We start from the raw sequence: 24704 nt of genomic DNA on the forward strand, positions 1-24704 counted from the left end.
GCGCGGACGTCGCGCGGCCCAGGCTTCAGTCGTAGTAACCGAGGATCGACTTGACCTCCATGTACTCCTCCATCCCTTCGACGCCGTACTCGCGGCCGTTGCCCGACTGCTTGTAGCCGCCGAACGGCGCCTGCGGGTCCCACGCCGGGTAGTTCAGATGCACCTGCCCGGCCCGGATGCGGGCCGCGACGGCGCGCGTGCGTTCCCTGTCGGCGCCCTGCACGTGTGCGCCCAGCCCGTACACCGTGTCGTTGGCGATGGCGACCGCTTCGTCGATGCTGTCGTAAGGCAGGATCGCGAGCACCGGGCCGAAGATCTCCTGCTGCGCGATCGCCATGCCGGTGCGCACGTCGGAGAAGATCGTCGGCCGCGCATAGAAGCCGCGCTCGCATCCCGCCGGGCGGCCGGGGCCGCCGGCGATCAGCTTCGCGCCTTCGGCGATGCCCACGTCGATCATCTGCGCGACCCGCTCGAACTGCGCGCGATTGGCGAGCGGCCCGTGCGTCGTTGCGTCGGCGAACGGATCGCCGACCACGCAACGCTGCGCCGCGGCGACGGCGAGCGCCTCGACCGCGCCGAGCGCTTCGCGCGGCACGATCATGCGGGTCGGCGCGCTGCACGACTGCCCCATGTTGCGGAACGCGGCGGCCACGCCCGGCGCGATGGCGCGCTCCAGGTCGGCATCGGGCAGCACGACGTTCGGCGACTTGCCGCCGAGCTCCTGTGCGACGCGCTTGACGGTCGGCGCCGCGGCCTGCGCGACCAGCACGCCGGCGCGCGTCGAGCCGGTGATCGACACCATGTCGACCAGCGGATGCGACGACAGCGCGGCGCCCACCTCCGCGCCGGTGCCGCTCACCAGGTTGAATACGCCCGCGGGCACGCCCGCATCGGCGAGCACTTCCGCAAACAGCAGCGCGCTGAGCGGCGACAGCTCGCTCGGCTTCAGCACCACGGTGCAGCCCGCCGCGAGCGCCGGGCCGACCTTCGCGGTGATCTGATAGATCGGCCAGTTCCACGGCGTGATCAGCGCGCATACGCCGATCGGCTCGCGCACGATCGCGGTCGTGCCGCGCTGCTTGCGAAACGGGTAATCGGTCAGGTTGTCGCGCGCGACCCGGATATGTTCGGCGGCGAGCGGCACGTGCGCGCTGCGCGCATAGCCGAGCGGCGCGCCCATCTCCAGCGCGAGCGCCGTCGCGAACCGCTCGGCGCGCTCGAGCAGCAGCCGATGCACGCGGTCGAGCAGCGCCGCGCGTTCCTGCGGCGACGTCGCGGCCCAGCCGGCGAATGCGTGGCGCGCGGCTTGCACCGCGCGATCGGCGTCGCGCGCGCTGCCGAGCGGGATCTCGCACAGCGTGTCTTCCGTCGACGGGCAGACGACCGCGAAGCGGCCGCCGCCGTCGGGCGCGACCCAGTCGCCGTCGATGAAGAAGCGCTCGAGCCGGCCGGCCTCGAGCAGGTGACGAACCGGTGATTGGTCGTAAGAAGTCATTGGAGTGTGTCCTTGAGTCGGTACCATGCGCCGACGAACGGCAGAAACCACGGTTTGCCGAAGTGGCCGGGAATCGCCGGCCAGTCGAAACGTTGCCACGGGTTGAGATCGGCGCGTCCGTCCATGATCTCGGCCATCAGCGTCCCCATCAGCGTGGCCATGTGGGTGCCGTGGCCGCTGTAGCCCATCGAGTAATACACGCCGTCGCGCTCGCCGGCGCGCGGCAGCCGGTCGGCGGTCATGTCGACCATGCCGCCCCAGCAGTAGTCGACGCGCACGTTCGCCAGCTCGGGAAACACGGCGGCCATCTGACGGCGCAGGATCAGTCCGCTCTTTTCGTCCGAACGCGGGTTCGAGGTGGCGAAACGCGCGCGCCCGCCGAACAGCATCCGGTGATCCGGCGTCACGCGGAAGAAATTCACGAAGTTCTTGGTGTCGGTGACCATCCGGCGGGTCGGCAGCAGGCGGTCGAGCAGTTCGCGCGGCAGCGGCTCGGTGACGATGATGAACGCGCCGACCGGCACGATCCTGCGCCGGATCCAGCCGAACGGCCCCACCTGCGAGATCCCGCTCGCGAGCAGCACCTGACGCGCGCGGATCTCGCCGAGCGGCGTGCGCAGCGCGTATGCGCCGCCTGCGTCGCGCTTCATCCCGAGCACCGGCGCATGTTCGACGACGTGCGCGCCGCGCGCCTGCGCGGCGTTGGCGAGGCCGCGCACATACCGGCCGACGTGCATCCCGGCGCTCTTCTCGAACAGCAAGCCGCCGTGGTAGCGGCTCGATCCGATCTCGTCGCGCAGCTGCGCCTTCGTCACGATGCGCGTGTCGCGATCGACGTTCGCGGCGAGCAGCGCCTGGCTGCGCACGAGCTTGTCGTAGTGCGCGGGCTTCGCCGCGAGCTTGAGCTTGCCGCGCCGCACGAAATCGCAATCGATCGACTCTTCTTCGATCAGACGCTCGACCATGTCGACGCCCGCGTCGAACGCCTGATAGAGCCGGTTCGCCAGCTCGGCGCCGATGCGCTGCGACAGCATCGCGTAGTCCTGCGCGAAGCCGTTGTTGCACATGCCGCCGTTGCGGCCCGACGCGGCGTGCCCGACGGTGCCGGCTTCGCACACCACCACACGCGCGCCCTTCTTCGCGAGCGCGAGCGCGGCCGCCGAACCGGTGATCCCGCCGCCCACGACCGCCACGTCGCACATTCCGTCCGGCAGCTCAGGCGAGCGGCTCGCGAAGGGCTCGGACGTATCGAGCCAATAGGAACCGAAACGCATCACGCACTCCATTGTCGGCCGCACCATGCCGCGAGGCATGGCGCGCATTGTTCGCGTCGCATCGCGTCGCACCGTGTCGTATCGTCTGCCTGCGCGAACGGCGCGTGACGATGCGCAGCGTCGTCACGCCGCCGGCGTCGGCCTAGAAATCGGCGACCTTGCCCCACGCGGAATCGGCGAACCGGCTCGGCCGGTACGGCGTCGGGTCCACCAGCGGTTGCGCGCCCGTCACGAGATCCGCGATCAGATGCCCGGCGCCGGGGCCGATGCCGAAGCCGTGGCCGGAAAAGCCCGCCGCGAGCACGAGGCCCGGCACGCCCGGCAGTTCGCCGATCCCGGGGACGCCGTCCGGCGTGCTGTCGACGAAGCCGGCCCACGCGTGCGTGATCGTCGCGTCGCGCAGCTCGGGCAACAGCTCGACCGCGCGGCGATACGTTTCGTTGACCGTCGGCAGATCGGGCTTCGGGTCGAGGATGCGCACGGCCTCCATCGGCGTCGGCGCATCGAGACGCCAGCGCTTCAGCGTTTCGTGGCCGCCGCGCACGCCTTCGAGGCCGCCCGGCAGAAGATTGCGCCAGCGCTTCGCGAACATCGGCACGAACTGCGGCGCGAAGCGCAGGAACTGCGCGGTCGGGTCGACGCGCGCGCGGCCGCTGATGGCCAGCGCGTAGCGGCCGTCGCTGCGGCGCGTCACCGACACACCGGACGTATACAGCGCGCCCGGCAGCGCCTGCTCGACCGGCGACACGCTCAGGATCGACTGGCGGATCGACGCCTGCGGGAACCGGACGCCCAGCTGCCGGCAGAACGACGACGCCCACGCGCCGCCGGCGAGCACGACCTTGCGGGTCTTGATGACGCCGGCCTCCGTGATGACGCCCGCGACGCGCCCGGCCGCCAGTTCGATGCCGCGCGCGGCGCAGTGCTGGTGGACGCTGCCGCCGAGCTTCATCAGCGCGGCCGCGACGGCCGGCGCGGCCTTCTCCGGGTCGGCGGTGCCGTCGCTCGGCGAGAACACGCCGCCTTTCCACGCACGCCCGGTCGCGCGCCCGCGCTCGCCGGCCTGCTTGCTGTCGAGCATGTAGGTCGTCACGCCCGCCGTCTTCGCGAATTCGCCCCAGCTCGCCCAGCGCGACAGCTCGGCCTCGTCGTTGCTCAGGTACAGCAGCCCGCAGCGGTGAAAACCGGTGTCCTCGCCCGATTCGGCGGCGAAACGCTCCCACAGGTCGATGCTCTTGCTCGCCATCGGCAGCTCGCGCTCGTCGCGGTTCTGCTGCCGGCACCAGCCCCAGTTGCGGCTCGATTGCTCGGCGCCGATACGGCCCTTCTCGACCAGCGCGACCGACACCCCGCGCCGGGCGAGGTAGTACGCGGTGAAGACGCCGATGATGCCGCCGCCGATCACGACGACATCTGCTTCGGCCGGCAGCGTCGGCGACGTTTCTATTTGGCGCAGCGGAGGCGACATGTTCAGTTCCGTTCGGTTGATGCGTTGACGTTCTGCACGACGTAAAACTTGGCCACGTGCTCGCGGCTTTCCCACCCGATCGGCGCGCCGCGCGGCACGAACAGCGCGTCGCCGGCGCCGAGCGTCAGCACGCTGCCGTCGGGCGCGGCGAAGCGCACGCTGCCGGCCAGCAGGAACATGAATTCGTTGACGCGATGCGGCCGGACGATCCGGTGATACGGCGTCGAATCCCAGGTGCCCGCGCAGTGGCCGATGCCGTCTTCGACGAACACGTTGTCGCTGCGGCAGGCCGGCGCGGGGCCGAGCAGCACGTCGGGCGGCAGCGACGCCGACGGCTTGAAGTCGGCGTCGGCGCGCAGCGCGACCAGGCCGCGCTTGGTCGGTTGCGGGCACGCGGCGGCGCAGAACACGAGCCGCACCGGCGACGCCGCGCCGATGCGCAGCGCGGTGCCGGCGCCGATGACCGCGCCCTGTCCCGGCCCCAGCACCAAGCGGGCGCCGCCCGCTGCGTCGAGCGTCAGCTCGCCTTCGACGACGACGATGCTTTCGACGTGCGGATAACGCGCGACGTCGAGCTCGCCGACGAAGCCGATCCGGCCGGCCGCCATCGCGTCGGGGCCTTCCCACGCGATCTCGCGCTCACGCGCGAACGGGTCGTGCTCGCCGAACGCCTGCTGGCGAAACGCGGTTGTGTCAGCCGTGCCGTCGGCGCGGTGCAATACGTAAGCTGCGGTCATTTCTGCTCCAGCCGATGCGCGACGACGTGGCAGCCCAGCGGTCGCGCGTGTTGCAAAATATGCGTTTGCGGACGTCGGGTCCGCGCACGCCTCGGCGCACTCGATCGCGGTTGCGCCACTTGCGAACCATTGTGTCGCGTCGGTTCGCCTACCGGATTAACGCCTCACAAAACCATCGTTAAGCACCAGTTAATGCGGCAGACGTGCCCGCACCTCCCGTCGCGACACGCGCCTATGCAACGTGACACGGCGTGTCGCGGCGCTCGGCGCGCGCGTGCCGCGGCGCTGCGCGCGGCGCCGCGCCGTCCTGCCGCGCGCCCACGTAGTCGCGCGGCGTGACGCCGAGCACGCGGCGAAAATGCCGGCACAGATGGCTCTGATCGAAGAAGCCGACGTCGGTCGCGACGACCGAAGGTGCCAGCCCCGCGCGCAGCAGCTCCTGCGCGCGCCGCACGCGCACCAGGCACAGATAGCGATGCGGCGACAGGCCGACTTCGCCGCGAAAGCGCGCGGTGAAGCGCGACACGCTCAGGCCGGCGACGGCCGCGAGCGTGTCGAGGTTCAGCGGCTGCGCGAACGACGCGTCGATGGTGCGCAGCACGTCGCCGATCGCGGGCGATACGGAACACGGCGCGGAATACGGCGCGCGCCGGGCGCGCGCTGCCTCGCGTTCGGGCACAGCGGGAAACAGGGTCGCCATGCTCGCGGTCCTCATGCGCCCGCGCACGCGGCGGGCGGACAAACGAATCGTGCGGTCATATCCAGTCCTTGCGGCATTCGCTTCAGTGCAGGAAGTCCTGCATCCGGTAATAGGCGCCGACCAACGGCAGGAACCACGCGTGGCCGAAATGGCCCGGCATCGCCGGCCAGTCGAGCTCGCGCCACGGATTCGACGCGGCCGCGCCGTACAGCACGTCGGCCATCACGCGGCCCATGTGTACGGCCATCTGCACACCGTGACCGCTGTAGCCCATCGAGTAGTAGAGCCCTTCGTGCTGGCCCGCCCTCGGCAGCCGGTCGGCCGTGATGTCGACCAGCCCGCCCCAGCAGTAATCGAGCCGCACGGCCGCCAGCTCGGGGAAATAGCCGGCGAGGCCCGCGCGCAGGATTTCTCCGCTTTTCGCGTCGGAGCGCGGGCTCGACATCGCGAAGCGGGCGCGACCGCCGAACAGCAGCCGGTTGTCGGGCGTGACGCGGAAGTAGTTGCCGATCTGGCGCGACGTCACGTACGCGCGGCGATGCACGAACAGCCGGTTCAGCTGCGCGTCGGGCAGCGGCTCGGTGACGACGATGAAACTGCCGACCGGCGCGATGCGCCGCCGGAACCACGCGAACGGCCCGTGCTGCGATGCGCCGGTCGCGACCAGCACGCGATCGGCGACGATCGTGCCGCGCGTGCTGACGATCGTGTGACGCTCGCCGCCGAGCCGCTCGATCTGCGTGACCGCCGCGTGCTCGTAGATGCGGGCGCCCGCCCGTGCCGCCGCCTGCGCGAGGCCGACGCCGAACTTGCCCATGTGCATCTGCACGCCGTTGTGCTGCAACAGCCCGCCGTGGAAACCGTCGGAGCCGATCTCGTCGCGCACCCGCGACGGCTCGATCAGCTCGATGTCGGCATCGACGTCGCGGCGCAGCGCGTCGTACGTCTTCGCCAGCGCCGCGAAATGCTGCGGCTTCGCGGCGAGCTTGAGCTTGCCGGCGCGCCGGAAATCGCAATCGATCGCGTGTTCGGCGACGAGCGCCTCGACGCTTTTCACGGCGCTCTCGTATGCCCGATAGAACTGCCGCGCCGGCTCCGCGCCGATGCGCGCGGCCAGCGACGCGTAGTCCTGCGCGACGCCGGTGTTGCACTGTCCGCCGTTGCGTCCCGACGCTTCGCCGGCGATCTGCGCGGCTTCCAGCACGACGACCGAGACGCCGCGCTGCGCCAGTGCAAGTGCCGCCGACAGACCGGTGAAGCCGCCGCCGATCACGACCACGTCGGCGCGCCCGTCGACGGGGCCTTCGCAGCCGGCATGAAACGGCGGACGAGTATCCAGCCAGTACGATTCGAATTTCATCCGATCCTTCTCGAACATTGCGGCGGACGCGATCGGCGATCGCTCACCGGAAACCATTTAATCACCGTCAAAAAGCGCATTTGCCGCGTATTCGTGCGCGGCACGCGCCGGTTGCATCGTTTTGCACGACCGCCGCAGCACACTGTGCGCAGCGTCCATCTGCATCGGCCATGAGCCGTGAGTCACGAGCCGCCGGCGCGACATACACATCGCTACAGCCGCACCGGCTGCCCCAGCACGGCGCCTTCGGGCTGCGGCTCGGCCTGGAATCGCGCGAGATCTTCCTCGCTGCGATGGCACAGCACCTGCGCGCCGTTGCCGAGCGTGCGCAGCGGCGGCGCGGCGAGGTTGCACACGCCGTCCACCCGCATCGCGCAGCGGGACAGGAACGGACACAGGCCGGCATCGTCGGCGCTCGCGCCGATCGGCACGAGCGGCCGATGGCAGCGCTCGGCAGCGACGTCGAGCCAGCCCGCGCGCAGTTCCGGCGCCGACGACACCAGCAGGTGCGAATACGGGTGATACGGCGGCGCGCACAGCGCGTCGCGGCTGCCCGTCTCCACGCGCCGGCCCGCGTACAGCACGACGATGTCGTCGCTGATCGCGCGCACCTTCGCGATGTCGTGCGTGATGAACACGTACGACACGCCGAGCTTCGCCTGCAGATCGCGCAGCAAGTCGATGATCGCGGCGCCGACCACCGTATCCAGCGCCGACGTGACCTCGTCGCACAGGATCAGGTCGGGCTCGGCCGCCAGCGCGCGCGCGAGGTTCACGCGCTGCTTCTGTCCGCCGGACAGCTCGCCGGTGCGGCGCGCGGCGACCGCCGGCGGCAGCCGCACGAGTTCGAGCAGCTCGGCGACGCGCTGCCGCGCACGCGCGCCCTTGATGCCGTGATAGAACGCAAGCGGCCGCGCGAGCGTCCGCTCGACGGTATGCACCGGATTGAGCGCGGTATCGGCGTTCTGGAACACGATCTGCACGCGCCGGTGCTGCTCCCTCGAGCGCTTGCCGATATCGAGCGCGAGCGGCTGGCCGTCGAGCAGGATCTGGCCGGCCGTCGCCGGCACGAGCCCCGCGATCACCTTCGCGAGCGTGGTCTTGCCGGAGCCCGATTCGCCGATCACGCCGACCGTCTGGCCGCGCCCGATGCGCAGGTCGACCTCATGCAGGATCACCTTCGCGGGCCAGCCTCGCGCGTTACGGGCGCCGTAGCCGGCGATCGCGCCGCGCACGTCGAGCAGCGGCGCCGGCGCGGCGACCGGCGCCTGCGGCTCGCGTGCGGCACCGTCGGGCGTGACGGCCGCGATCAGGCTTTGCGTATACGGATGGGCCGGCGCATGCAGGATCTGTTCGGTCGCGCCCGCCTCGCGGATCACGCCGTCGCTCAGCACGACGATCCGGTCGGCCATCTGCGCGACCACCGCCAGATCGTGCGACACGTACACCGCGCTCATCCCGCAATGCCGGATCACGCGCTTGAACGCCTGCAGCACGTCGATCTGGGTGGTCACGTCGAGCGCGGTCGTCGGCTCGTCGAGGATCACCAGCTCCGGATCGGTGATCAGCGCCATCGCCGCCATCAGCCGCTGCAACTGACCGCCCGACACCTGGTGCGGATAGCGTCTGCCGATCGTCTCGGGCTCCGGCAGCGCGAGCGCGCGGAACAGCTCGACCGCCTTCGCCTGCGCAGCGCGCTTCGTCATCGTGCGGTGGATCAGCGCGCTCTCGATCACCTGATCGAGGATCGTGCGCGACGGGTTGAACGCGGCCGCCGCGCTCTGCGCGATGTACGCGACCTTGCGGCCGCGCAGCGCCGCGAGCGCCGGCGCGGACAGCGTGCAGACGTCGGCGCCGTCGAACTTCACCGAGCCGCCGGCGATCCGGCAGCCCGCGCGCGCATGGCCCATCAGCGACAACGCGATCGTCGTCTTGCCCGAGCCCGACTCGCCGATCAGCGCGAGCACCTCGCCGCGCCGGATGTCGAAGTCGACGCCGTGCACGATCGTCGTTTCCGCGCCGCCCGGACGTCCGCCGACCACGCGCAGCCCGCGCACCTCGACGAGCGGAGTCGATTCATCTCGCATCAGTGTTCTCCCGCGGCCGCGGCCGCGCCCTTGCGGCGGCCGCGGTGCGGCAGGCCGTCGATCAACAGGTTGACGCCCACCGTCAGGATCGCGATCGCGACCGCGGGCATGATGGCGACGGCCGAGCCGTCGCCGAGGCTCGCGATGTTCTCGCGCACCAGCGAGCCGAGGTCCGCGTACGGCGGCTGCACGCCGAGCCCGAGAAAGCTCAGGCCGCTCAGCAGCAGCACGACGAACGTGAAGCGCAGCCCGGTGTCCGCCAGCATCGGATGGATCATGTTCGGCAGCATCTCGACGCACGCGATGTACAGCGCGCTTTCGCCGCGCGCCTTCGCCACCTGCACGAACTCGAGCGTGCTGATGTTGACGGCCAGCGCGCGCGCGATCCGGTACGAGCCCGGCATGTAGCTGACCGCGGCGGTCAGCACCAGCAGCGGCAGCGACGAGCCGAACGCGGCCACCAGCATCAGCGCGAACATCTTCGACGGAATCGACGTGAGCGCATCGAGCAGGCGGCTCATCGTCTCGTCCACCGCGCGGCCCGACACGGTCGCGAGCAGCCCGAGCGTCGTGCCCGTCAGCGCGGCGAGCAGCACCGCCGCGAGCGCGAGCAGCACGGTCAGCCGGGTGCCGTACAGGATGCGGCTCAGCATGTCGCGGCCGAGGAAGTCGGAGCCGAACGGCAGCTTCGCGCTGAACGCCGCGAACACGTCGGGCGTGACGATCGTGCCGACGTCGTGCGGCGCGAGCAGCGGCGCGAACACCGCGATGAACAGCATCAGCGCGACCATCGCGAGGCCGGCGCGGCCGCCGCCGGTCAGGGCGAGGCGCGGCGCGCGACGCTTGCGCGGCGCGCCGGGCGTCGGCGCGGCAGGCGGCGGGCCGCCTCGCGACGGGCGCGGGTCGCCGGACGGCGGCAGCGTGCTGCTGCGTTGAACGGAGTCGGTCGGTTGCATGATCGGCATCTCGGAAGAAAGCGAAACACTCAGGTGCGCAGGCGCGGGTTCGACACGATCGAGCACAGATCGGCCAACAGCACGAGCAGCAGATAGGCGACGCAGAAGATCAGCGTGCACGCCTGCACGAGCGGGAAGTCGCGGTTGCCGACGGCATCGACCATCAGGCTCGCGAGGCCCGGATAGTTGAAGATCGTCTCGACGACGATCACGCCGCCGAGCAGATACGACAGGCTCAGCGCGATCGCATTCGCGATCGGGCCGATCGCGTTGGGCAGCGCATGGCGCAGCACGACGCGCGCGGGGCTCGCGCCCTTCAGCACGGCCATCTCGACGTACGACGCGCTCAGCTGCTCGATCACCGCGGCGCGCGTCATGCGCGCCATCTGGGCGATCACGACCGCGCACAGCGTCAGCACCGGCATCGCGTACGCGCGCAGGAAGTCGTGCATGCCGTCGATCGGGCCGCCGTACGACAGCGCGGACAGCCAGTGCAGCTTCACGGCCAGCACGAGCACGGCGACCGTCGCGATCAGGAATTCGGGCGTCGCGACCAGCGCCAGCGTGCCGAGGCTGATCACGCGATCGACCACCGACTCGCGCTTCACCGCCGCGACGATGCCGAGCAGCAGCGCGATCGGCACCGACACGGCCGTCGTGATCGCGGCGAGCGCGAGCGACTTCGGCAGGCGTCCGCCGATCATCTCCGACACCGGCAGGTCGCCCGACAGCGAGCGGCCGAAATCGCCGTGCAGCAGGCCGCCGAGCCAATGCAGATAGCGCACGTGCGCCGGCATGTCGAGGCCGAACTGCTGGCGCAGCGCCGCGACCGTCTCGGGCGTGGCGGACTGGCCGAGCGCGGCCTGTGCGGCGTCGCCCGGCAGCAGGTTCGTGATCGTGAAGATGATCGCGGACACGATCAGCAGCGTCAGCGCGGTGACCGCGATGCGCCGGCCGATCAGCCCGAGCAGGATTCGGTTCATGGGCTTGCGTTCCCGGAAAGGCCGCGTGCGGCCGGCGCGCTCAGCGGCGCCGGCCGCACGGCGGCGGCAGGCAATGGCGTCAGGCGTTCCACCAGACGTGCTCGGCGAACATGCCGCCCATCATCGGACCGGTCGGGATCGAGCCGAGGCCCGAGAGCCGCTTGTCGTAACCGTCGAGGAAGCTGATGAACGACGGAATCCCGACCCGGCCCTGCTGCGCGACGAGCACCTGCATCTCGCCGTACATCTGCTTGCGTTTCGCGTCGTCGGTTTCCGAGCGCGCGGCGAGCAGCAACTGGTCGAACTTCGCGTTCTTCCAGCCCGACTCGTTCCACGGCGCGTCCGACTTGAAGAACTGCGTGAACAGCACGTCGGCGCTCGAGCGCGGGTTGATGTTGCCGAAGCCGAGCGGATGCTTCATCCAGTGGTTCGACCAGTAGCCGTCCGGCGACACGCGGTTCACCTGCAGGTTCAGCCCGATCTTCGCGCCGGCCTGCTGGAGCAGCACGGCCATCTCGATCGAGCCGTTCGCGTCGGAGGTCGCGTAGATCGGCGGCAGCGTGGCGCCGAGCGCGCCGGCCTTCTGGAACAGGAACTTCGCCTTGTCCGGATCGTGCGGGCGCTGCGGCAGCGACGCGTTGAAGTAGCGATGCCCCGGCGGGATCGGCTGATCGTTGCCGATCACCGCGTAGCCGCGGAACACCGCCGAGCGGATCTGCTCGCGATCGAACAGGTACTTCATCCCTTCGACGAAATCGGGATTCGCGGTGATCGGGTTCTCGCTGCGCATGATCAGGTCGGTGTACAGGCCCGACTTGGTTTCCTTCAGCGCATAGCCGGGCGTCGACGCGACGCGCTGCGTCGAGCGCGGATCGATCGCGTTGATCAGGTGCACGTCGCCCGACAGCAGCGCGTTCAGGCGCGCGGCGCTGTCGCTGATGCCGATCATCTCGATCTCGTCGAGGTACGGCATGCCCGGCTTGAAGTAGCTGTCGTTGCGCACGCCGATGGTCGATACGCCGGGCTTGAACGACTTCAGCTTGTAGGGGCCGCAGCCGATACCGGCGCTGAAGTCGGTGGTGCCGTCCTTGACGATCACGAGCTGCGGCGTCGCGAGGATCACCGGCAGGTCGGCGTTCGCGCTGGCGAGCGTCAACGTGACTTCGTCGGGGCCGCTCGCCTTCACGTCGGCGAACTGGTCGGCGAGCGGCTTGACCTTCGATGCGGTCGCGGCGTTCTTGTGGCGCAGCAGCGAGAACACCACGTCGGCCGGGCCGACCGGTTTGCCGTCGTGGAACGTGACGCCCTTGCGCAGCTTGATGATCCAGGTCTTCGCGTCGGTCGTCTGGAGCGACTCGGCGAGGTTCATCTGCGGCGTGAGGCTCGCGTCGAGCTGCGTGAGGCCGCTGTAGAACATGAAGAAGCGAATGTAGTCGGCGCCTGTGGAGCCCTTGGCCGGGTCGAGCGTATCGGCCGTCGAGCTGGATTCGTTCGCAACCCGGATCTTGCCGCCGCGCTTGGGCGCCGGCGCGGCGAACGCCGACTGCGCGTCGAGCAGCAGTCCGCCGCCGCCGACGGCCATCATGCCGCTCGCCGCCATGACCCGCATCATGTCGCGGCGCGTGAAGCCGCCCTTGCCGCTGCCGTTGTCGATATCGTCGTTCATCCGAACTGCTCCTGACTGTGGAAAGTGGGTCCTGGGGTCCAGCGTGGTTGTCGAATCCCGCCGCGCCCGCATGCTGGTGGCGGGTACGACGTCGTGCAGTTGCAATTCATTTAAGCACCGCCAAAATGCGGTTTGTCGCGATTCGGGCCGGCCGCACGATACGAATCGACCGTTTTGGACCGCCCGCGCAGCATGAATTGCTGCATGCCTGCGCGCGTCGCCGGGTGATGGGCGCCCGGGCGTCGCGCTCGCGCCGCGCATGCCGATGAAGGGAATCGTAAAGCGGCACGCGCGGCAGATTGCACCGACAAAATTGGGGATTCGGCGTCCGAAACGCGTTTGGCGCGCGCAAACGGCATGTTTGAGTGGAATGTGTGTGCGGGCGGCGGTGCGGCGGCGGGGGGAGATTCAGCAGACGAAAATGGGGCTTCGGGCGAGGCGGGTTTGGCCGAGGGCGGGGGCGAGGTGGTGCCGGGCCTGGATACGGGCTTGGTCTCGGGTACGGGCTGAATGCGTGCGGGATACGCACGCGATGCGAGCGTGACGTGCCTGATCGCGTCAATCTGGATCGAGGACGGCACCGCGCGTCACATCATGGACGCACAGCTTGCTGAATTCGCGCGCGCCAGGATCCGGCGTGCATGTTCGTATGGCTTGAGTTGCCGCCGCCGTGGCGTGCTGACGATTTCGCCGCCAACGCGAAGGCGCGCGGCGTGGTGGTGATGCCGTCGTCGGCGTTTGCCGTGGACCGTTCGGAGATCGAGCACGGCGTGCGCATCAACCTCGCGTGCGCGACGAGCCGTGATCAACTGGTGAGTGCGTCAAGGTTGTTGACTGCGACGCTCAAAGACCGTCCGAGAGCGCTGTTCGGGACGATCTGATGCTGGCTGACCGGTGTTGCGGAGGGCGGTCGTCGATTCACGAGTTGCACGTCGCGAATTAAAGTCGTCACCGGTCACCGCCGCATCCAGATCTGTCTCGAGCGGCAGGGTCATGTTTGTAGCCGGAAGAAGCCGACCGTCGCGTGCAGGTCGCGTCCCTGCACGCTCAGCGATTCGGACGCCGCCGCGATTTCCTCGACGAGCGCCGCGTTCTGCTGTGTGTTCTGGTCCATCGACGCGACCGCCTGGTTGACCTCGTCGATGGCGCGGCTCTGCTCCTCGGCCGCAGCCGAAATTTCGGTGGTGATCTGGGCGACGTTGCCCACCGCCGCGTTAAGTTCCGCGATGGTCTTGCCGGCCAGCCCGATCTGGCTGGCGCCTTCGCGCACGTTGCTGACCGAGGTTTCGAGCAGCGCCTTGATCTCCTTCGCCGCGCTGGTCGAGCGCTGCGCGAGGTTGCGCACTTCGGAGGCGACTACCGCGAAGCCGCGGCCGCTCTCGCCGGCCCGCGCGGATTCCACTGCTGCGTTGAGCGCCAGGATGTTGGTCTGGAACGCGATACCCTCGATGATCCCGACGATGCCGATGACGCGCTCTGATTCGTTCACGGCCGCCAGCATGGTTTTCGCGGCATCGGCCACCGCCTCGTCGCCGCGGCACGCGGTGGCGACGGCGCCGGACGCGATCGCGTTGGCGTGCTTGGCGCGATCGGCGGCCTCCCGCACCGTGCTGGCCAGTTGCTCCATGCTGGCCGCGGTCTGCTGGATCGAGGCGGCCTGCTGCTCGGTTCGGGCAGATAGGTCGTTGTTGCCAGAAGAGACTTCGCGCGAGGCGGTTTCGAGATGATTGATGCTCGACGACACCTTGACGAGCACGCCGTGCAGCTTCTCGACGAATGCATTGAAGCGGCCCGCGAGCAGCCCGACCTCGTCGCTGTTGACGACCGGCAGACGCCGCGTCAGGTCGCCGTCGCCGACCGCGATCTCGTGCATCGAATCCGCGAGCGTGCGCAGCGGTACCACGATTTGCCGGCTCAGCACGACCATCGCGAACAGCGCGATCACGATCACCAGCGCGCCCGTGCCGACCAGCTGGAAGGTTAGCCGGTTCGCGGCAGCCATCATCTCCGCCTCCGGCTCGAGCGCGTAGTAACGCCACCCGTTTTTGCGCGACGTGTAGGCATAGGCCTGGTAGCGGGTCGAGTTGATCGTCACGACAGCGCGGCCGTCGGCGGCGGACGCGAGTTGGTCGTAGCCACCGCCGAGCGACTTGAATTCCTTGAATTCGTGGCTCTTGTCGCGCGGATCGATCAGCACCTTGCCGTTGTTGTCGGTCACGATCAGATAACCACTCTGGCCGAAGCGGATGCCGCTGGTGAGCTTGGCGAAGCCTTCGAGGGAGAGGTCACCCTCGAGCACGCCCAGTACTTCGCCGCCGGCGTTTTTGACCACCCGCGCGAACGGAATGATTGCGCCGCCGGAGCCCGCCGCGCTCAGGTACGGCGCGGGCCGCGCCACGCGGTCGGGGGTTGCCATGGCGGCGGTATACCACGGCCGCTGACGGGGATCGTAGTGGTCGCCGTTCATGGTTTCCAACGGCCACTGCACGTAACCGCCCCAGTGCGTGCCGATATCGAGGTAGCGCATGTTGGGGTGCGCGTCGCCGAACTGCTTGAGTACCGTGAAGATGCGCTGCTCAACGCCACCGTTGCTGTCAGGCGTCATCTTGCCGGTGTGGGTCAGATAGTTCGTGATGGTGGCGTCGGCCGACGTCAACTCGGGGGTCTGTGCGAGATACGTGAGGTTTTGCTCGACTTCGCTGAAGGTTCCGTCGAGCGAGCCGTCAGCCTGTGTGATGCGCGCTTGGCTCGATTGCTCGAACTCGCTGACGGCCTGGTGGCGCACATTCAGCGCGCCGACGGTCGCCAGCACGGCGACGCTGAGAACCAGCGCAGTACCGAACGCAAGGTTGATCTTGAAACCGATCGAATTCGATACTTTCATTCCGATTCTTCAGAGGATTGGTTTGACGGCCCCGGAAACAGCATCAACAGCCCACCCGGCAGACGTATTTTCGACAAGGCCTTGAATTTTCTTGAGGGGCGGGAAAACCCTTACAGAGATGTTCCGGGTGCAATGGCTCGTAGTCGGCATAGATGCGACGGAGGTCCCGATTCATGCCCCCGTGGAGCATGATATGAAAGGTCGAGGGAACCCCATGTCGAAGACCGAAGCAGTGAAAGTGAAGCAGCGCCCGTGATCGACGTAGTGCTCGAGCGCCCCGTTCTTCTGTTCTTCCGAGCGACCTGCTCCCCGCGTTTAGTACCGTGACGGTGTAGGGTCCGTTCCAGAGAGGAACGGCAATGAAAAGGCGATTCACCGAGAGCAAAATCATCGGCATCTTGAAGGAAGCCGAGGCTGGCCTGAAGCGGGCGGAGCCGTGCCGCTACGAATCACGTCGCCGAGTTGACGACGAAGCGCTGACTGGCCGGATGATGGCCATCGCCGCGCAGAAGCGCCGATATGGCTATCGCCGGATGCACGTGCTCGCCGCACGCAGCACCCGCCCCCACCACCATCAAGCCACCCTAAACACCGCCACCGCCGCCCTGAGCCGCGCCGCCTGTTCGTCGAGCGACGACGCGGCCGCAGCTGCCTGCTCGACCAGCGCCGCATTCTGCTGGGTGACTTCGTCCATTTGCGCGACGGCCAGGCCGACCTGTTCGATGCCGGTGCTCTGCTCCGCAGATGCCGCGGATATCTCGCCCATGATGGCGGCCACCCGGTCGATCGACCGCACGATCTCCGTCATGCGCGTGCCCGCCGCCTCGACGAGCCGGCTGCCGCTACCGGCCTGCTCGACCGACGCGTCGATCAATCCCTTGATGTCCTTCGCGGCCGCCGCGCTGCGCTGCGCCAGCGAGCGGACCTCCGCCGCCACGACCGCGAACCCGCGCCCTTCCTCGCCGGCCCGCGCCGCTTCCACCGCGGCATTGAGCGCAAGAATGTTGGTCTGGAACGCGATGCTTTCGATCACGACGGTGATGTCGGCGATCCGCACCGACCCATCGGCAATCTGCCGCATCGTTTCGACGACTTCCTGCACGGCCGCGCCGCCCAGCTCGGTCGCCTCCTTCGCGCGGGTCACCAGCGCATCGGCCTGCCGCGCGTTGTCGGCGTTCTGTTTGACCGTCGACGTGAGCTGTTCCATGCTCGCGGCCGTTTGCTGCAACGACGCCGCCTGCTCCTCGGTGCGCTGCGACAGGTCCAGATTGCCTTGCGCGATCTCGCCGGTGCCAACGGCGATCGAATGGGTCGTCGCCTGGATGTCGGCGATGGTCTCGGTCAGCCGCGCCTTCATGTCGCCGAGCGCGACGAGCAGGCTGCCCGGCGCCGCGTCGGCGGTGTCGAACTGCACGTCCAGCTCGCCGGCGGCGATGCGCGCGGCGATCTGCGTCGCATGGGCCGGCTCGCCGCCCAGCGTGCGCCTGACGCTGCGTAGCACGCCCCACGCGATCGCCGCGAGCGCGGCGGCGATCACCAGCGTGATCCCGCCCAGCACCCACGCGAGCCGGCTGAACACGGTGTTGATGTCGTCGTAGAAAAAGCCCGTGCCGATCCACCAGTTCCAGTCCGGAATGGCCACCACGCCCTGAAGTTTTGGCTCAAGGTCGGCGTCGGGGCTGCGCTTGATCAGCACGTCGACGAGCGCGAAGTGATCGCGCGCCATCCCCTCGCGGTAGGCGTCGCTGTCCGACAGGCCGCCCGTCGTGCGATTGCCCTTGGCGCGGGTGCCGATGAACTTCGCGTTCGGATGCACGAGATTGACGCCGTCCGACGTCGTGACCCAGAAGTAGCTCTTCGAATTCGCATTCAGCGCCGACAGCGCGGCCTTGGCCTGCTGCTGCGCCTGCTCCGCGGTCAGCGTGCCGTTCGCCTGCATCGCGCGGTACGAATCGACCAGATGCTCGGCCTTCGTCAGAAGAATCACGATCTCGTCGCGGCGGCTGTCGATCAGCGCGTCGCGCAGCGTGTACAGCGACATCGCGGCGAGCAACACGACGCCGAGCAGCGCCGCGGCGACCAGCAGCAGCAGTTTCGTGGACAACTTCATGCGGGGGCCTCGATATATTAACCGTCTGGTACATATATCGGCTCGACCGGCCCCATCTTGAATGAGTCCTTATCGGTATTTACCCTCGATCCGTGCGCTGAGCGCACGCGCAACGGCAAGCGGCCGCCTGCATGGCGCGCCGCCTGCCGGCGCAGGCGCGCGCGTCGCTCACAGGCCGAGCTGCGTCGCGAGATGGCCGATGTCCGAGACTTCGTAGTAGTTGTAGAACGGCGTGCCCGGCTCGTGGCCGCGGTTCACGAACGCCTTGTGCTTGATGCCGAGATCCTCGGCCGTCATCAGGTCGTAGCGCAGGCTCGACGACACGTGCAACACGTCCTCGGGCTTGCAGCCGAGCTTGTCGAACATGTATTCGAAGCCCTGCATCCGAGGCTTGTACGACTGCGCCTGCTGCGCGGTGAACACCGCATGGAACGGCGCGCCGAGCTTGTCGACGTTGCTCATGATCTGGTCGTCCGACGCATTCGACAGGATGACGAGCTTGTATTTGCTCGCCAGCCGCGACAGCCCGGCCGGCACGTCCGGATGCGGGCCCCACGTCGGCACGGCCAGATAGAAACTTTCGGCCTCGGCTTCGTCGAACTTCACGCCGATCCGCGCACAGGTGCGGCGGATCGCGTTGACGACGACGTCGCGATACGGCTTCCATGCGCCCAGCACCTCGTCGAGCCGATACGCGGCGAACGCGCGCACGAAGTCCTCGAGCGCGACCGGTGAAAGCCGGTCCCCGTAGACCTCGCGCGCCATGTCGGCCATCCGGAAACGGGTCAGCGTGCCGTAGCAATCGAAGGTGATGAACTTGGGTTCAAACTGGATCATGGTGACGTCCTGTCGGTGTGAAGCCCCGGCAGGGCCGGGGACGGGCTGGGTTCAACGAAATTGAATCAAGGCAAAAAGTCGTTCGCGCATCGTTCGGCGCCGCTCAAAAGGCAGAATCGCCGCGTGTTGCCGGGCGCGTGCAGCACGATCTGCGGCGCGGCAGGCAGGCGCCGCACGGCAAGCCGTTCGGCGAGCCGTTCGGCGAGCCGTTCTCCAAGCGGCAGCGCCACCCTGCCGTCATCGTAGTGGCATTCCCACAGCAGGAGCTGTCGGATTGGCGGCCCTTGCCGGCACGCTCCACGCGTTCGTTAGCACGGATCGAGCGGGTTTGCGTCGATCTCGCGGGCGCGGCGGCAGCCGCCGCAAAACAGGCGAATCGTCCTATCCGCGCGGCAACCGCGCTGGCAGAGTGAGCGGGTCATTCCCATCCATCCGGAGTCCGGCGTGTCCGACCTCAACCCTTCCAGCACGCTTACCTATCGCCCCTTCGCCGAAACCGACCTGAGCGCCGCGCACCGGCTGTCGGAGGCGGTCAAGTGGCCGCATCGCGTCGAGGACTGGCGCTTCGCATTCCAGCTCGGCAGCGGCTTCGTCGCCGAGGACGAATCGGGCGTCGTCGGCACCGCGCTCGGCTGGCGCTTCGACGACGCCTGCGCGTCGCTCGGCATGGTGATCGTGTCGCCCGAGCAGCAGGGCCGCGGCATCGGCCGCGAGCTGCTCGCACGCGTGATCGACAGCCTCGGCGCGCGCACCATCTTCCTCCATGCGACGCCGTCCGGCGAACCGCTCTACGTGAAATTCGGCTTCGCAGCGATCGGCACCATCGACCAGCATCAGGGCGCCGCGTTCCAGCCGCCGCTGATCTCGCTGCCGCCCGGCGAACGCCTGCGCCCGCTCGGCGTCAACGACGGGCCGCGCCTCGCGGCGCTCGCGTCGCGCGCCGCCGGCCATGCGCGCGGCACGGTGATCGACGCGCTGCTCGACGTCGCGAACGGCATCGCGCTCGACCGCGACGGCGAACTGCTCGGGTTCGCGCTGTTCCGCCGCTTCGGCCGCGGCCACGTGATCGGCCCCGTGATCGCGCCCGATGCGCTGCGTGCGCAGGCGCTGATCAGCCACTGGCTCGCGCTGCACGAAGGCATGTTCGTGCGCCTCGACGTACCGGGCGATAGCGGGCTGTCGGACTGGCTGCAGGGGCTCGGCCTGCCGCGCGTCGATACCGTCGTCGCGATGGCGCGCGGCGCGGCGCCCGAGCGCGACCCGGCGCTGCGCGCGTTCGCGATCGTCAATCAGGCACTCGGCTGAGCCGCGCGATGAGCTTCCTGTACAAAGCCGACCCGGTGCGCGGCGCGCAATGGGCGCAGCGCTTCGCACAACGGGCGCCGGACCTCGCGTTCCGGATCTGGCCGGACCTCGGCGACGCCGCGGCCGTCCGCTATCTCGCCGCCTGGCAGCCGCCGGACGACCCGGCCGCGCTGCTGCCGAATCTCGAGGTCATCTTCTCGGTGGGCGCCGGCATCGACCAGTTCGACCTGTCGCGCGTGCCCGCGCACATTCCGGTCGTGCGGATGATCGAGCCGGGGATCGTCGAAGGGATGGTCGAATACGTGACGCAGGCCGTGCTGACGATCCATCGCGACCTGTTCGACTACGCGGCCCAACAGCGCGCGCAAGTGTGGCGCGAGAAGCCCGTGCGCGCGGCCGCATCGCGGCGCGTCGGCGTGCTGGGCCTCGGCACGCTCGGCCAGGCCGTGCTCGACACGCTGCGGCGCTTCGGCTTCCCCTGCGCGGGCTGGAGCCGCACGCCGCGCGCGCTCGACGGCGTCGACTGCTACGCGGGCGACGCGGCGCTCGATGTGTTCCTGGCCAGCACCGACATTCTGATCTGCCTGCTGCCGCTCACCGACGCCACGCGCGGGCTGCTGGGCGCGCGCGTGTTCGACGCGCTGCCGGCCGGCGCGTCGCTCGTGCAGGTCGGCCGCGGCGAGCAGCTCGACGCGAGCGCGCTGCTCGACGCGCTCGACGGCGGCCGCCTCGACAGCGCGATCCTCGACGTGACGGACCCCGAACCGTTGCCGGCCGGCCATCCGTTCTGGACGCACCCGCGCATCCGGATCACGCCGCACATCGCCAGCGCGACGCGGCCCGACGGCGCGGTCGACGCCGTGCTCGCCAACCTCGCGCGCCATCGCGCGGGACAACCGATGATCGGCGTCGTCGATCGCGCGCGCGGCTACTGACGCGCCCCTGCCCCGCGGGGCGCGCAGCAGAAAATGCCGAAGCGCCCCGCGCAAACGCCGTCTCCATACGTTTCCGCCCGCAAATTGAAGACGCATGTGGAATTCTCGCCCGGTAGCATGAACTCATCGCTGACACCCGACGAGAACCCCGCCCCGCCATGAACCAAGCCGCGCTGATCGAAGCCGATCGTCAACATCTGATCCATCCCGTCGTCAACTATCGTGCGCACGAAGCGCGCGGCGTCACCGTGCTCGAATCCGCCGACGGCGTGTTCCTGCGCGATGGCGACGGCCATACGCTGCTCGACGCGTTCTCGGGCCTGTGGTGCGTGAACGTCGGCTACGGCCGCGAGAGCATCGTGAAGGCCGCCGCCGAGCAGATGGCGAAGCTGCCCTACGCGACCGGCTATTTCCATTTCGGCTCGCAGCCGGCGATCGAACTCGCCGAGCGGCTCGCCGCGCTCGCGCCGCCGTCGCTGAACCGCGTGTACTTCACGCTCGGCGGCTCGGACGCGGTCGACTCCGCGGTGCGCTTCATCACGCATTACTTCAACGCGACCGGCCGCCCGTCGAAGAAGCAGATGATCGCGCTCGAGCGCGGCTATCACGGCTCGTCGTCGATCGGCGCCGGCCTGACCGCGCTGCCCGCGTTCCACCGTCATTTCGATCTGCCGCGCGCCGATCAGCACCATATCCCGTCGCCCTACCCGTACCGCCATCCGCTCGGCGACGACCCGCAGGCGCTGATCGCCGCCTCGGTCGCCGCGCTCGAGGCGAAGGTCGCGGCGCTCGGCGCCGACAACGTCGCCGCGTTCTTCTGCGAGCCGATCCAGGGCTCGGGCGGCGTGATCGTGCCGCCGGCGGGCTGGCTGAAGGCGATGCGCGACGCATGCCGGCGCCTCGGCATCCTGTTCGTCGCCGACGAGGTGATCACGGGCTTCGGCCGCACCGGCCCGCTGTTCGCGTGCGAAACCGAATCCGTCGAGCCGGACCTGATGACCGTCGCGAAGGGGCTCACCGCCGGCTACGCGCCGATGGGCGCGGTGCTGATGTCCGACGAAATCTACGAGGGGCTCGCCGGTAGCCGTACCGAATCGGCCGTGGTCGGCCATGGTCATACGTATTCCGCGCACCCGGTCAGCGCGGCGATCGGCCTCGAGGTGCTGAAGCTCTATCACGAGGGCGGGCTGCTCGCGAACGGCCGCGCGCAGGCGCCGCGCTTTGCCGCGGGGCTCGACGCGCTGCGCGCGCATCCGCTCGTCGGCGACGCGCGCTCGGCCGGTCTGCTCGGTGCGCTCGAGCTGGTGGCCGACAAGGCGCGCAAGACGCGCTTCGACCCGGCGCTGAACGTGCCGGACAAGATCGCCGCGGCCGCGTACGCGAACGGCGTGGTGTTTCGCGCGTTCGGCGACGGCGTGCTCGGCTTCGCGCCGGCGCTGAGCTTCACCGCGGGAGAATTCGACCTGATGTTCGAACGCGTGCGCAAGACGCTCGACGACGTGCTGGCCGACCCGGGCGTGCAACGCGCGCTCGACGCCGCCCACGCGCAGCCGGCCTGAGCCGGACGAGGGAAAGCCGGGCTTGTGGCGGCCATCGTTCGACTCTAAAGTAACCGGACATTCCATTTTTGCCCTCTCACGTGAACATGACGGACAGCAAGCTGGATCGCATCGACCTGCGCATCCTCACCCAGTTGCAAAAGCGCGGTCGCATGACCAACGTCGAGCTCGCCGATGCGGTCGGGCTGTCGCCCAGTCCGTGCCTGATCCGCGTGAAGCGGCTCGAGAAGGCCGGCTACATCGGCGGCTACGGCGCACACATCCAGCTCGAGAAGCTCGGCGACGTGCAGGTGGTATTTACCGAAGTCACGCTGGCCGACCACCGGCGCGAAGACTTCGACCGGTTCGTCGCGGCGATCCGCAACGTCGATGAAATCGTCGAGTGCCACCTCGCGAGCGGCGGCTACGACTATCTGCTGAAGTTCATCACGCGCAGCGTGAGCCATTACCAGACGATCGTCGAAGGGCTGCTCGAGCAGAACATCGGCATCGAGAAGTATTTCAGTTACGTGATCATCAAATCGCCGTTCGTCAAACGGCACTACCCGCTCGAATCGCTGTTCGGCGAACGCCACTGACGGCGGGCGCGCAGCAGCCCCCAACGCGGCAGCACGCCGGCCGCGCCGGGTCGTTGCGCGCGCGCCGCCGGCGCCGAACCGTTTCGCCTCATTGCAAGGACCTGTCATGCCGCTTACGCTGTCACGCACCGAACTCGTTCGCACCGCCAATCTCGTCGACGGCAGCTGGCGCGCCGCGCTCGATGGCCGTTGCTTCGATGTCACCAACCCGGCGACGCTCGACACGATCGCTTACGCACCCGACAGCGGCGCGGCCGACGCACGCGCCGCGACCGATGCGGCCGCCCGCGCGCTACCCGCGTGGCGCGCCACCCCGGCGCGCGAGCGCGCGGCGATCCTGCGCGCGTGGCATGCGGCGATCGTCGCGCACACCGACGATCTCGCGAAGCTGATGTCGCTGGAACAGGGCAAGCCGCTCGCCGAAGCGCGCGGCGAAGTCGCATACGGCGCGTCGTACGTGCTGTGGTTCGCCGAGGAAGCGACGCGCACCTACGGCGATCTGATTCCGCAGCAGCAGCGCGGCAAGCAGCTCAGCGCGGTGAAGGAGCCGATCGGCGTCGTCGCGGCGATCACGCCGTGGAATTTCCCGCTCGCGATGATCGCGCGCAAGATCGCGCCGGCGCTCGCGGCCGGCTGCACGGTCGTCGCGAAGCCGGCCGAGGACACGCCGCTGACCGCGCTCGCGCTCGGCTTCCTCGCGATGGAAGCCGGCGTGCCGCCCGGCGTGCTGAACCTGATCGCCGCGTCGCGCGAGCGCGGCATCGACGCGGTGGCCGACTGGCTCGCCGATGCCCGCGTGCGCAAGATCACGTTCACCGGCTCCACGGCGGTCGGCAAGCTGCTCGCGCGCGAATCGGCGGCGACGCTGAAGAAGCTGTCGCTGGAGCTGGGCGGCAATGCGCCGTTCATCGTGTTCGACGATGCGCAGCTCGACGCCGCGGTCGACGGGCTGATGGCCGCCAAGTTCCGCAACGGCGGCCAGACCTGCGTGTCGCCGAACCGCGTGTACGTGCAGGCCGGCGTCTACGATGCGTTCGCCGCGAAGCTGGCCGCGCGCGTCGCCGCGCTGAAGGTCGCGCCGGCGACCGATCCGGCCGCGCAGATCGGCCCGATGATCAACGCGCGCGCGGTCGACAAGATCGCGCGCCACGTCGGCGACGCGCTCGAACGCGGCGCGCGCGTGCTGACCGGCGGCAGGCGGCTGTCGCAGCTCGGCCCGAACTACTACGCGCCGACGGTGCTGGCCGACGCGACCGCCGACATGCAGCTGAGCTGCGAGGAAACCTTCGGGCCGGTCGCCGCGCTGTTCCGGTTCGATACCGAGGAACAGGCCGTCGACGCCGCCAACGACACGCCGTTCGGGCTCGCCGCGTATTTCTACACGCAGGACGTGCGGCGCATCGCACGCGTGTCGGCGCGGCTCGAAACCGGCATCGTCGGCATCAACGAAGGCGCGCTGGCGAGCGAGGCCGCGCCGTTCGGCGGCGTGAAGGAGTCGGGCTACGGCCGCGAAGGCTCGAAGTACGGCCTCGACGACTACCTGTCGATCAAGTATCTGTGCCAGGGCGGGCTCGACTGATCGGTTGGGCGGCGCCGATTCGCCAAGCGCAACCAGCGCGACGATTGCCGCGATTGTCACGATCGCATCGCATAAACGGCCGCAGCCGGCCCATAGCCGGTTGCGCCGCCGCCATCATCGCCCCGCATGCCGGCCTCGATTTCTGGGCAGTCCTGCCGTTAACACGGATTTGACCCGGCCGCGTCAGTCGC

At 69.1% G+C, this 24704-nt stretch carries 19 protein-coding genes and 1 pseudogene; 7 read left to right on the forward strand and 13 right to left on the reverse strand.

What is annotated here, in order from left to right; genetic code table 11:
- Positions 1-25 precede the first annotated feature (25 nt).
- The 10 genes from EX20_RS11580 to EX20_RS11625 all read right to left on the reverse strand — a co-directional run bounded on the left by EX20_RS11580 (position 26) and on the right by EX20_RS11625 (position 12726).
- Positions 26-1495, reverse strand: a complete 1470-nt coding sequence (locus tag EX20_RS11580) for an aldehyde dehydrogenase family protein (protein ID WP_014726127.1) — start codon at positions 1493-1495, stop codon at positions 26-28.
- The gene (locus EX20_RS11585; protein ID WP_034193672.1) at positions 1492-2769 is read right to left on the reverse strand and encodes an NAD(P)/FAD-dependent oxidoreductase; all 1278 of its coding nucleotides are present in this window, start codon (positions 2767-2769) and stop codon (positions 1492-1494) included. The genes EX20_RS11580 and EX20_RS11585 overlap by 4 nt, the downstream gene beginning before the upstream one ends.
- A 142-nt stretch (positions 2770-2911) precedes the next feature.
- On the reverse strand, positions 2912-4237 hold the full coding sequence (locus tag EX20_RS11590) for an NAD(P)/FAD-dependent oxidoreductase (protein ID WP_011880466.1): 1326 nt from the start codon (positions 4235-4237) through the stop codon (positions 2912-2914).
- 2 nt (positions 4238-4239) lie between these two features.
- Positions 4240-4974, reverse strand: a complete 735-nt coding sequence (locus EX20_RS11595) for a cupin domain-containing protein (protein ID WP_011880467.1) — start codon at positions 4972-4974, stop codon at positions 4240-4242.
- Positions 4975-5206: 232 nt separating this feature from the next.
- Positions 5207-5674, reverse strand: a complete 468-nt coding sequence (locus EX20_RS11600; RefSeq protein WP_226150934.1) for a helix-turn-helix domain-containing protein — start codon at positions 5672-5674, stop codon at positions 5207-5209.
- Between the two features lie 82 nt (positions 5675-5756).
- Entirely contained in the window at positions 5757-7091 is a 1335-nt protein-coding gene (locus EX20_RS11605; protein WP_172820473.1) for an NAD(P)/FAD-dependent oxidoreductase, read from the reverse strand.
- A gap of 155 nt (positions 7092-7246) precedes the next feature.
- Positions 7247-9121 (reverse strand): ABC transporter ATP-binding protein, encoded by a 1875-nt coding sequence (locus EX20_RS11610; protein ID WP_034193627.1) that lies wholly within the window; start codon positions 9119-9121, stop codon positions 7247-7249.
- Complete coding sequence (locus tag EX20_RS11615) at positions 9121-10077, reverse strand: ABC transporter permease (RefSeq protein WP_014726135.1); 957 nt, start codon at positions 10075-10077, stop codon at positions 9121-9123. Before EX20_RS11615 ends, EX20_RS11610 begins: the two co-directional genes overlap by 1 nt.
- A gap of 29 nt (positions 10078-10106) precedes the next feature.
- On the reverse strand, positions 10107-11060 hold the full coding sequence (locus EX20_RS11620; RefSeq protein ID WP_011880472.1) for an ABC transporter permease: 954 nt from the start codon (positions 11058-11060) through the stop codon (positions 10107-10109).
- Between the two features lie 79 nt (positions 11061-11139).
- Positions 11140-12726 (reverse strand): ABC transporter substrate-binding protein, encoded by a 1587-nt coding sequence (locus tag EX20_RS11625; RefSeq protein ID WP_014726136.1) that lies wholly within the window; start codon positions 12724-12726, stop codon positions 11140-11142.
- 534 nt (positions 12727-13260) lie between these two features.
- Between EX20_RS11625 and EX20_RS11630 the strand changes: the two are divergent.
- Positions 13261-13607 (forward strand): annotated as a pseudogene (locus EX20_RS11630) (PLP-dependent aminotransferase family protein); the annotation flags it as partial.
- A 110-nt stretch (positions 13608-13717) separates the two neighbouring features.
- Here the strand turns inward: EX20_RS11630 and EX20_RS11635 are convergent.
- The 3 genes from EX20_RS11635 to EX20_RS11645 form a co-directional block, all read right to left on the reverse strand.
- Positions 13718-15610 carry a methyl-accepting chemotaxis protein gene (locus EX20_RS11635; protein WP_011880478.1) on the reverse strand — a complete coding sequence of 631 codons (1893 nt, stop codon included), beginning with the start codon at positions 15608-15610 and terminating at the stop codon, positions 13718-13720.
- A gap of 574 nt (positions 15611-16184) precedes the next feature.
- Positions 16185-17720 (reverse strand): methyl-accepting chemotaxis protein, encoded by a 1536-nt coding sequence (locus EX20_RS11640; protein WP_034193629.1) that lies wholly within the window; start codon positions 17718-17720, stop codon positions 16185-16187.
- Positions 17721-17888: 168 nt separating this feature from the next.
- Positions 17889-18557, reverse strand: a complete 669-nt coding sequence (locus EX20_RS11645; RefSeq protein WP_011880480.1) for a haloacid dehalogenase type II — start codon at positions 18555-18557, stop codon at positions 17889-17891.
- A 17-nt stretch (positions 18558-18574) separates the two neighbouring features.
- Here EX20_RS11645 and EX20_RS31875 point away from each other — a divergent pair, with 17 nt between their 5' ends.
- The 6 genes from EX20_RS31875 (at position 18575) to EX20_RS11670 (ending at position 24513) form a co-directional block, all read left to right on the forward strand.
- Complete coding sequence (locus tag EX20_RS31875; RefSeq protein WP_139164691.1) at positions 18575-18970, forward strand: hypothetical protein; 396 nt, start codon at positions 18575-18577, stop codon at positions 18968-18970.
- 31 nt (positions 18971-19001) lie between these two features.
- Complete coding sequence (locus tag EX20_RS11650; RefSeq protein WP_011880482.1) at positions 19002-19862, forward strand: GNAT family N-acetyltransferase; 861 nt, start codon at positions 19002-19004, stop codon at positions 19860-19862.
- An 8-nt stretch (positions 19863-19870) separates the two neighbouring features.
- Positions 19871-20797: a 2-hydroxyacid dehydrogenase gene (locus EX20_RS11655; RefSeq protein WP_011880483.1), complete on the forward strand. Its 927-nt coding sequence runs from the start codon at positions 19871-19873 to the stop codon at positions 20795-20797.
- Positions 20798-20955: 158 nt separating this feature from the next.
- Positions 20956-22356, forward strand: a complete 1401-nt coding sequence (locus EX20_RS11660) for an aspartate aminotransferase family protein (RefSeq protein ID WP_011880484.1) — start codon at positions 20956-20958, stop codon at positions 22354-22356.
- 86 nt (positions 22357-22442) lie between these two features.
- Positions 22443-22934 carry an Lrp/AsnC family transcriptional regulator gene (locus EX20_RS11665; protein WP_011880485.1) on the forward strand — a complete coding sequence of 164 codons (492 nt, stop codon included), beginning with the start codon at positions 22443-22445 and terminating at the stop codon, positions 22932-22934.
- Between the two features lie 106 nt (positions 22935-23040).
- The gene (locus tag EX20_RS11670; protein ID WP_034193630.1) at positions 23041-24513 is read left to right on the forward strand and encodes an NAD-dependent succinate-semialdehyde dehydrogenase; all 1473 of its coding nucleotides are present in this window, start codon (positions 23041-23043) and stop codon (positions 24511-24513) included.
- The last annotated feature ends 191 nt before the right edge of the window (positions 24514-24704 follow it).

The sequence above is a fragment of the Burkholderia sp. WP42 genome (assembly GCF_000745665.1).
Classification (GTDB): domain Bacteria; phylum Pseudomonadota; class Gammaproteobacteria; order Burkholderiales; family Burkholderiaceae; genus Burkholderia; species Burkholderia vietnamiensis.

Coding starts and splice junctions, on each gene's coding strand:
- EX20_RS11625 (WP_014726136.1), bottom strand. CDS start 12,726: ATGAACGACGATATCGACAACGGCAGCGGCAAGGGCGGCTTCACGCGC.
- EX20_RS11585 (WP_034193672.1), bottom strand. CDS start 2,769: ATGCGTTTCGGTTCCTATTGGCTCGATACGTCCGAGCCCTTCGCGAGC.
- EX20_RS11600 (WP_226150934.1), bottom strand. CDS start 5,674: ATGGCGACCCTGTTTCCCGCTGTGCCCGAACGCGAGGCAGCGCGCGCC.
- EX20_RS11660 (WP_011880484.1), top strand. CDS start 20,956: ATGAACCAAGCCGCGCTGATCGAAGCCGATCGTCAACATCTGATCCAT.
- EX20_RS11605 (WP_172820473.1), bottom strand. CDS start 7,091: ATGGTTTCCGGTGAGCGATCGCCGATCGCGTCCGCCGCAATGTTCGAG.
- EX20_RS11655 (WP_011880483.1), top strand. CDS start 19,871: ATGAGCTTCCTGTACAAAGCCGACCCGGTGCGCGGCGCGCAATGGGCG.
- EX20_RS11670 (WP_034193630.1), top strand. CDS start 23,041: ATGCCGCTTACGCTGTCACGCACCGAACTCGTTCGCACCGCCAATCTC.
- EX20_RS11665 (WP_011880485.1), top strand. CDS start 22,443: ATGACGGACAGCAAGCTGGATCGCATCGACCTGCGCATCCTCACCCAG.
- EX20_RS11620 (WP_011880472.1), bottom strand. CDS start 11,060: ATGAACCGAATCCTGCTCGGGCTGATCGGCCGGCGCATCGCGGTCACC.
- EX20_RS11580 (WP_014726127.1), bottom strand. CDS start 1,495: ATGACTTCTTACGACCAATCACCGGTTCGTCACCTGCTCGAGGCCGGC.
- EX20_RS11590 (WP_011880466.1), bottom strand. CDS start 4,237: ATGTCGCCTCCGCTGCGCCAAATAGAAACGTCGCCGACGCTGCCGGCC.
- EX20_RS11640 (WP_034193629.1), bottom strand. CDS start 17,720: ATGAAGTTGTCCACGAAACTGCTGCTGCTGGTCGCCGCGGCGCTGCTC.
- EX20_RS11645 (WP_011880480.1), bottom strand. CDS start 18,557: ATGATCCAGTTTGAACCCAAGTTCATCACCTTCGATTGCTACGGCACG.
- EX20_RS11615 (WP_014726135.1), bottom strand. CDS start 10,077: ATGCAACCGACCGACTCCGTTCAACGCAGCAGCACGCTGCCGCCGTCC.
- EX20_RS11635 (WP_011880478.1), bottom strand. CDS start 15,610: ATGAAAGTATCGAATTCGATCGGTTTCAAGATCAACCTTGCGTTCGGT.
- EX20_RS11610 (WP_034193627.1), bottom strand. CDS start 9,121: ATGCGAGATGAATCGACTCCGCTCGTCGAGGTGCGCGGGCTGCGCGTG.
- EX20_RS11595 (WP_011880467.1), bottom strand. CDS start 4,974: ATGACCGCAGCTTACGTATTGCACCGCGCCGACGGCACGGCTGACACA.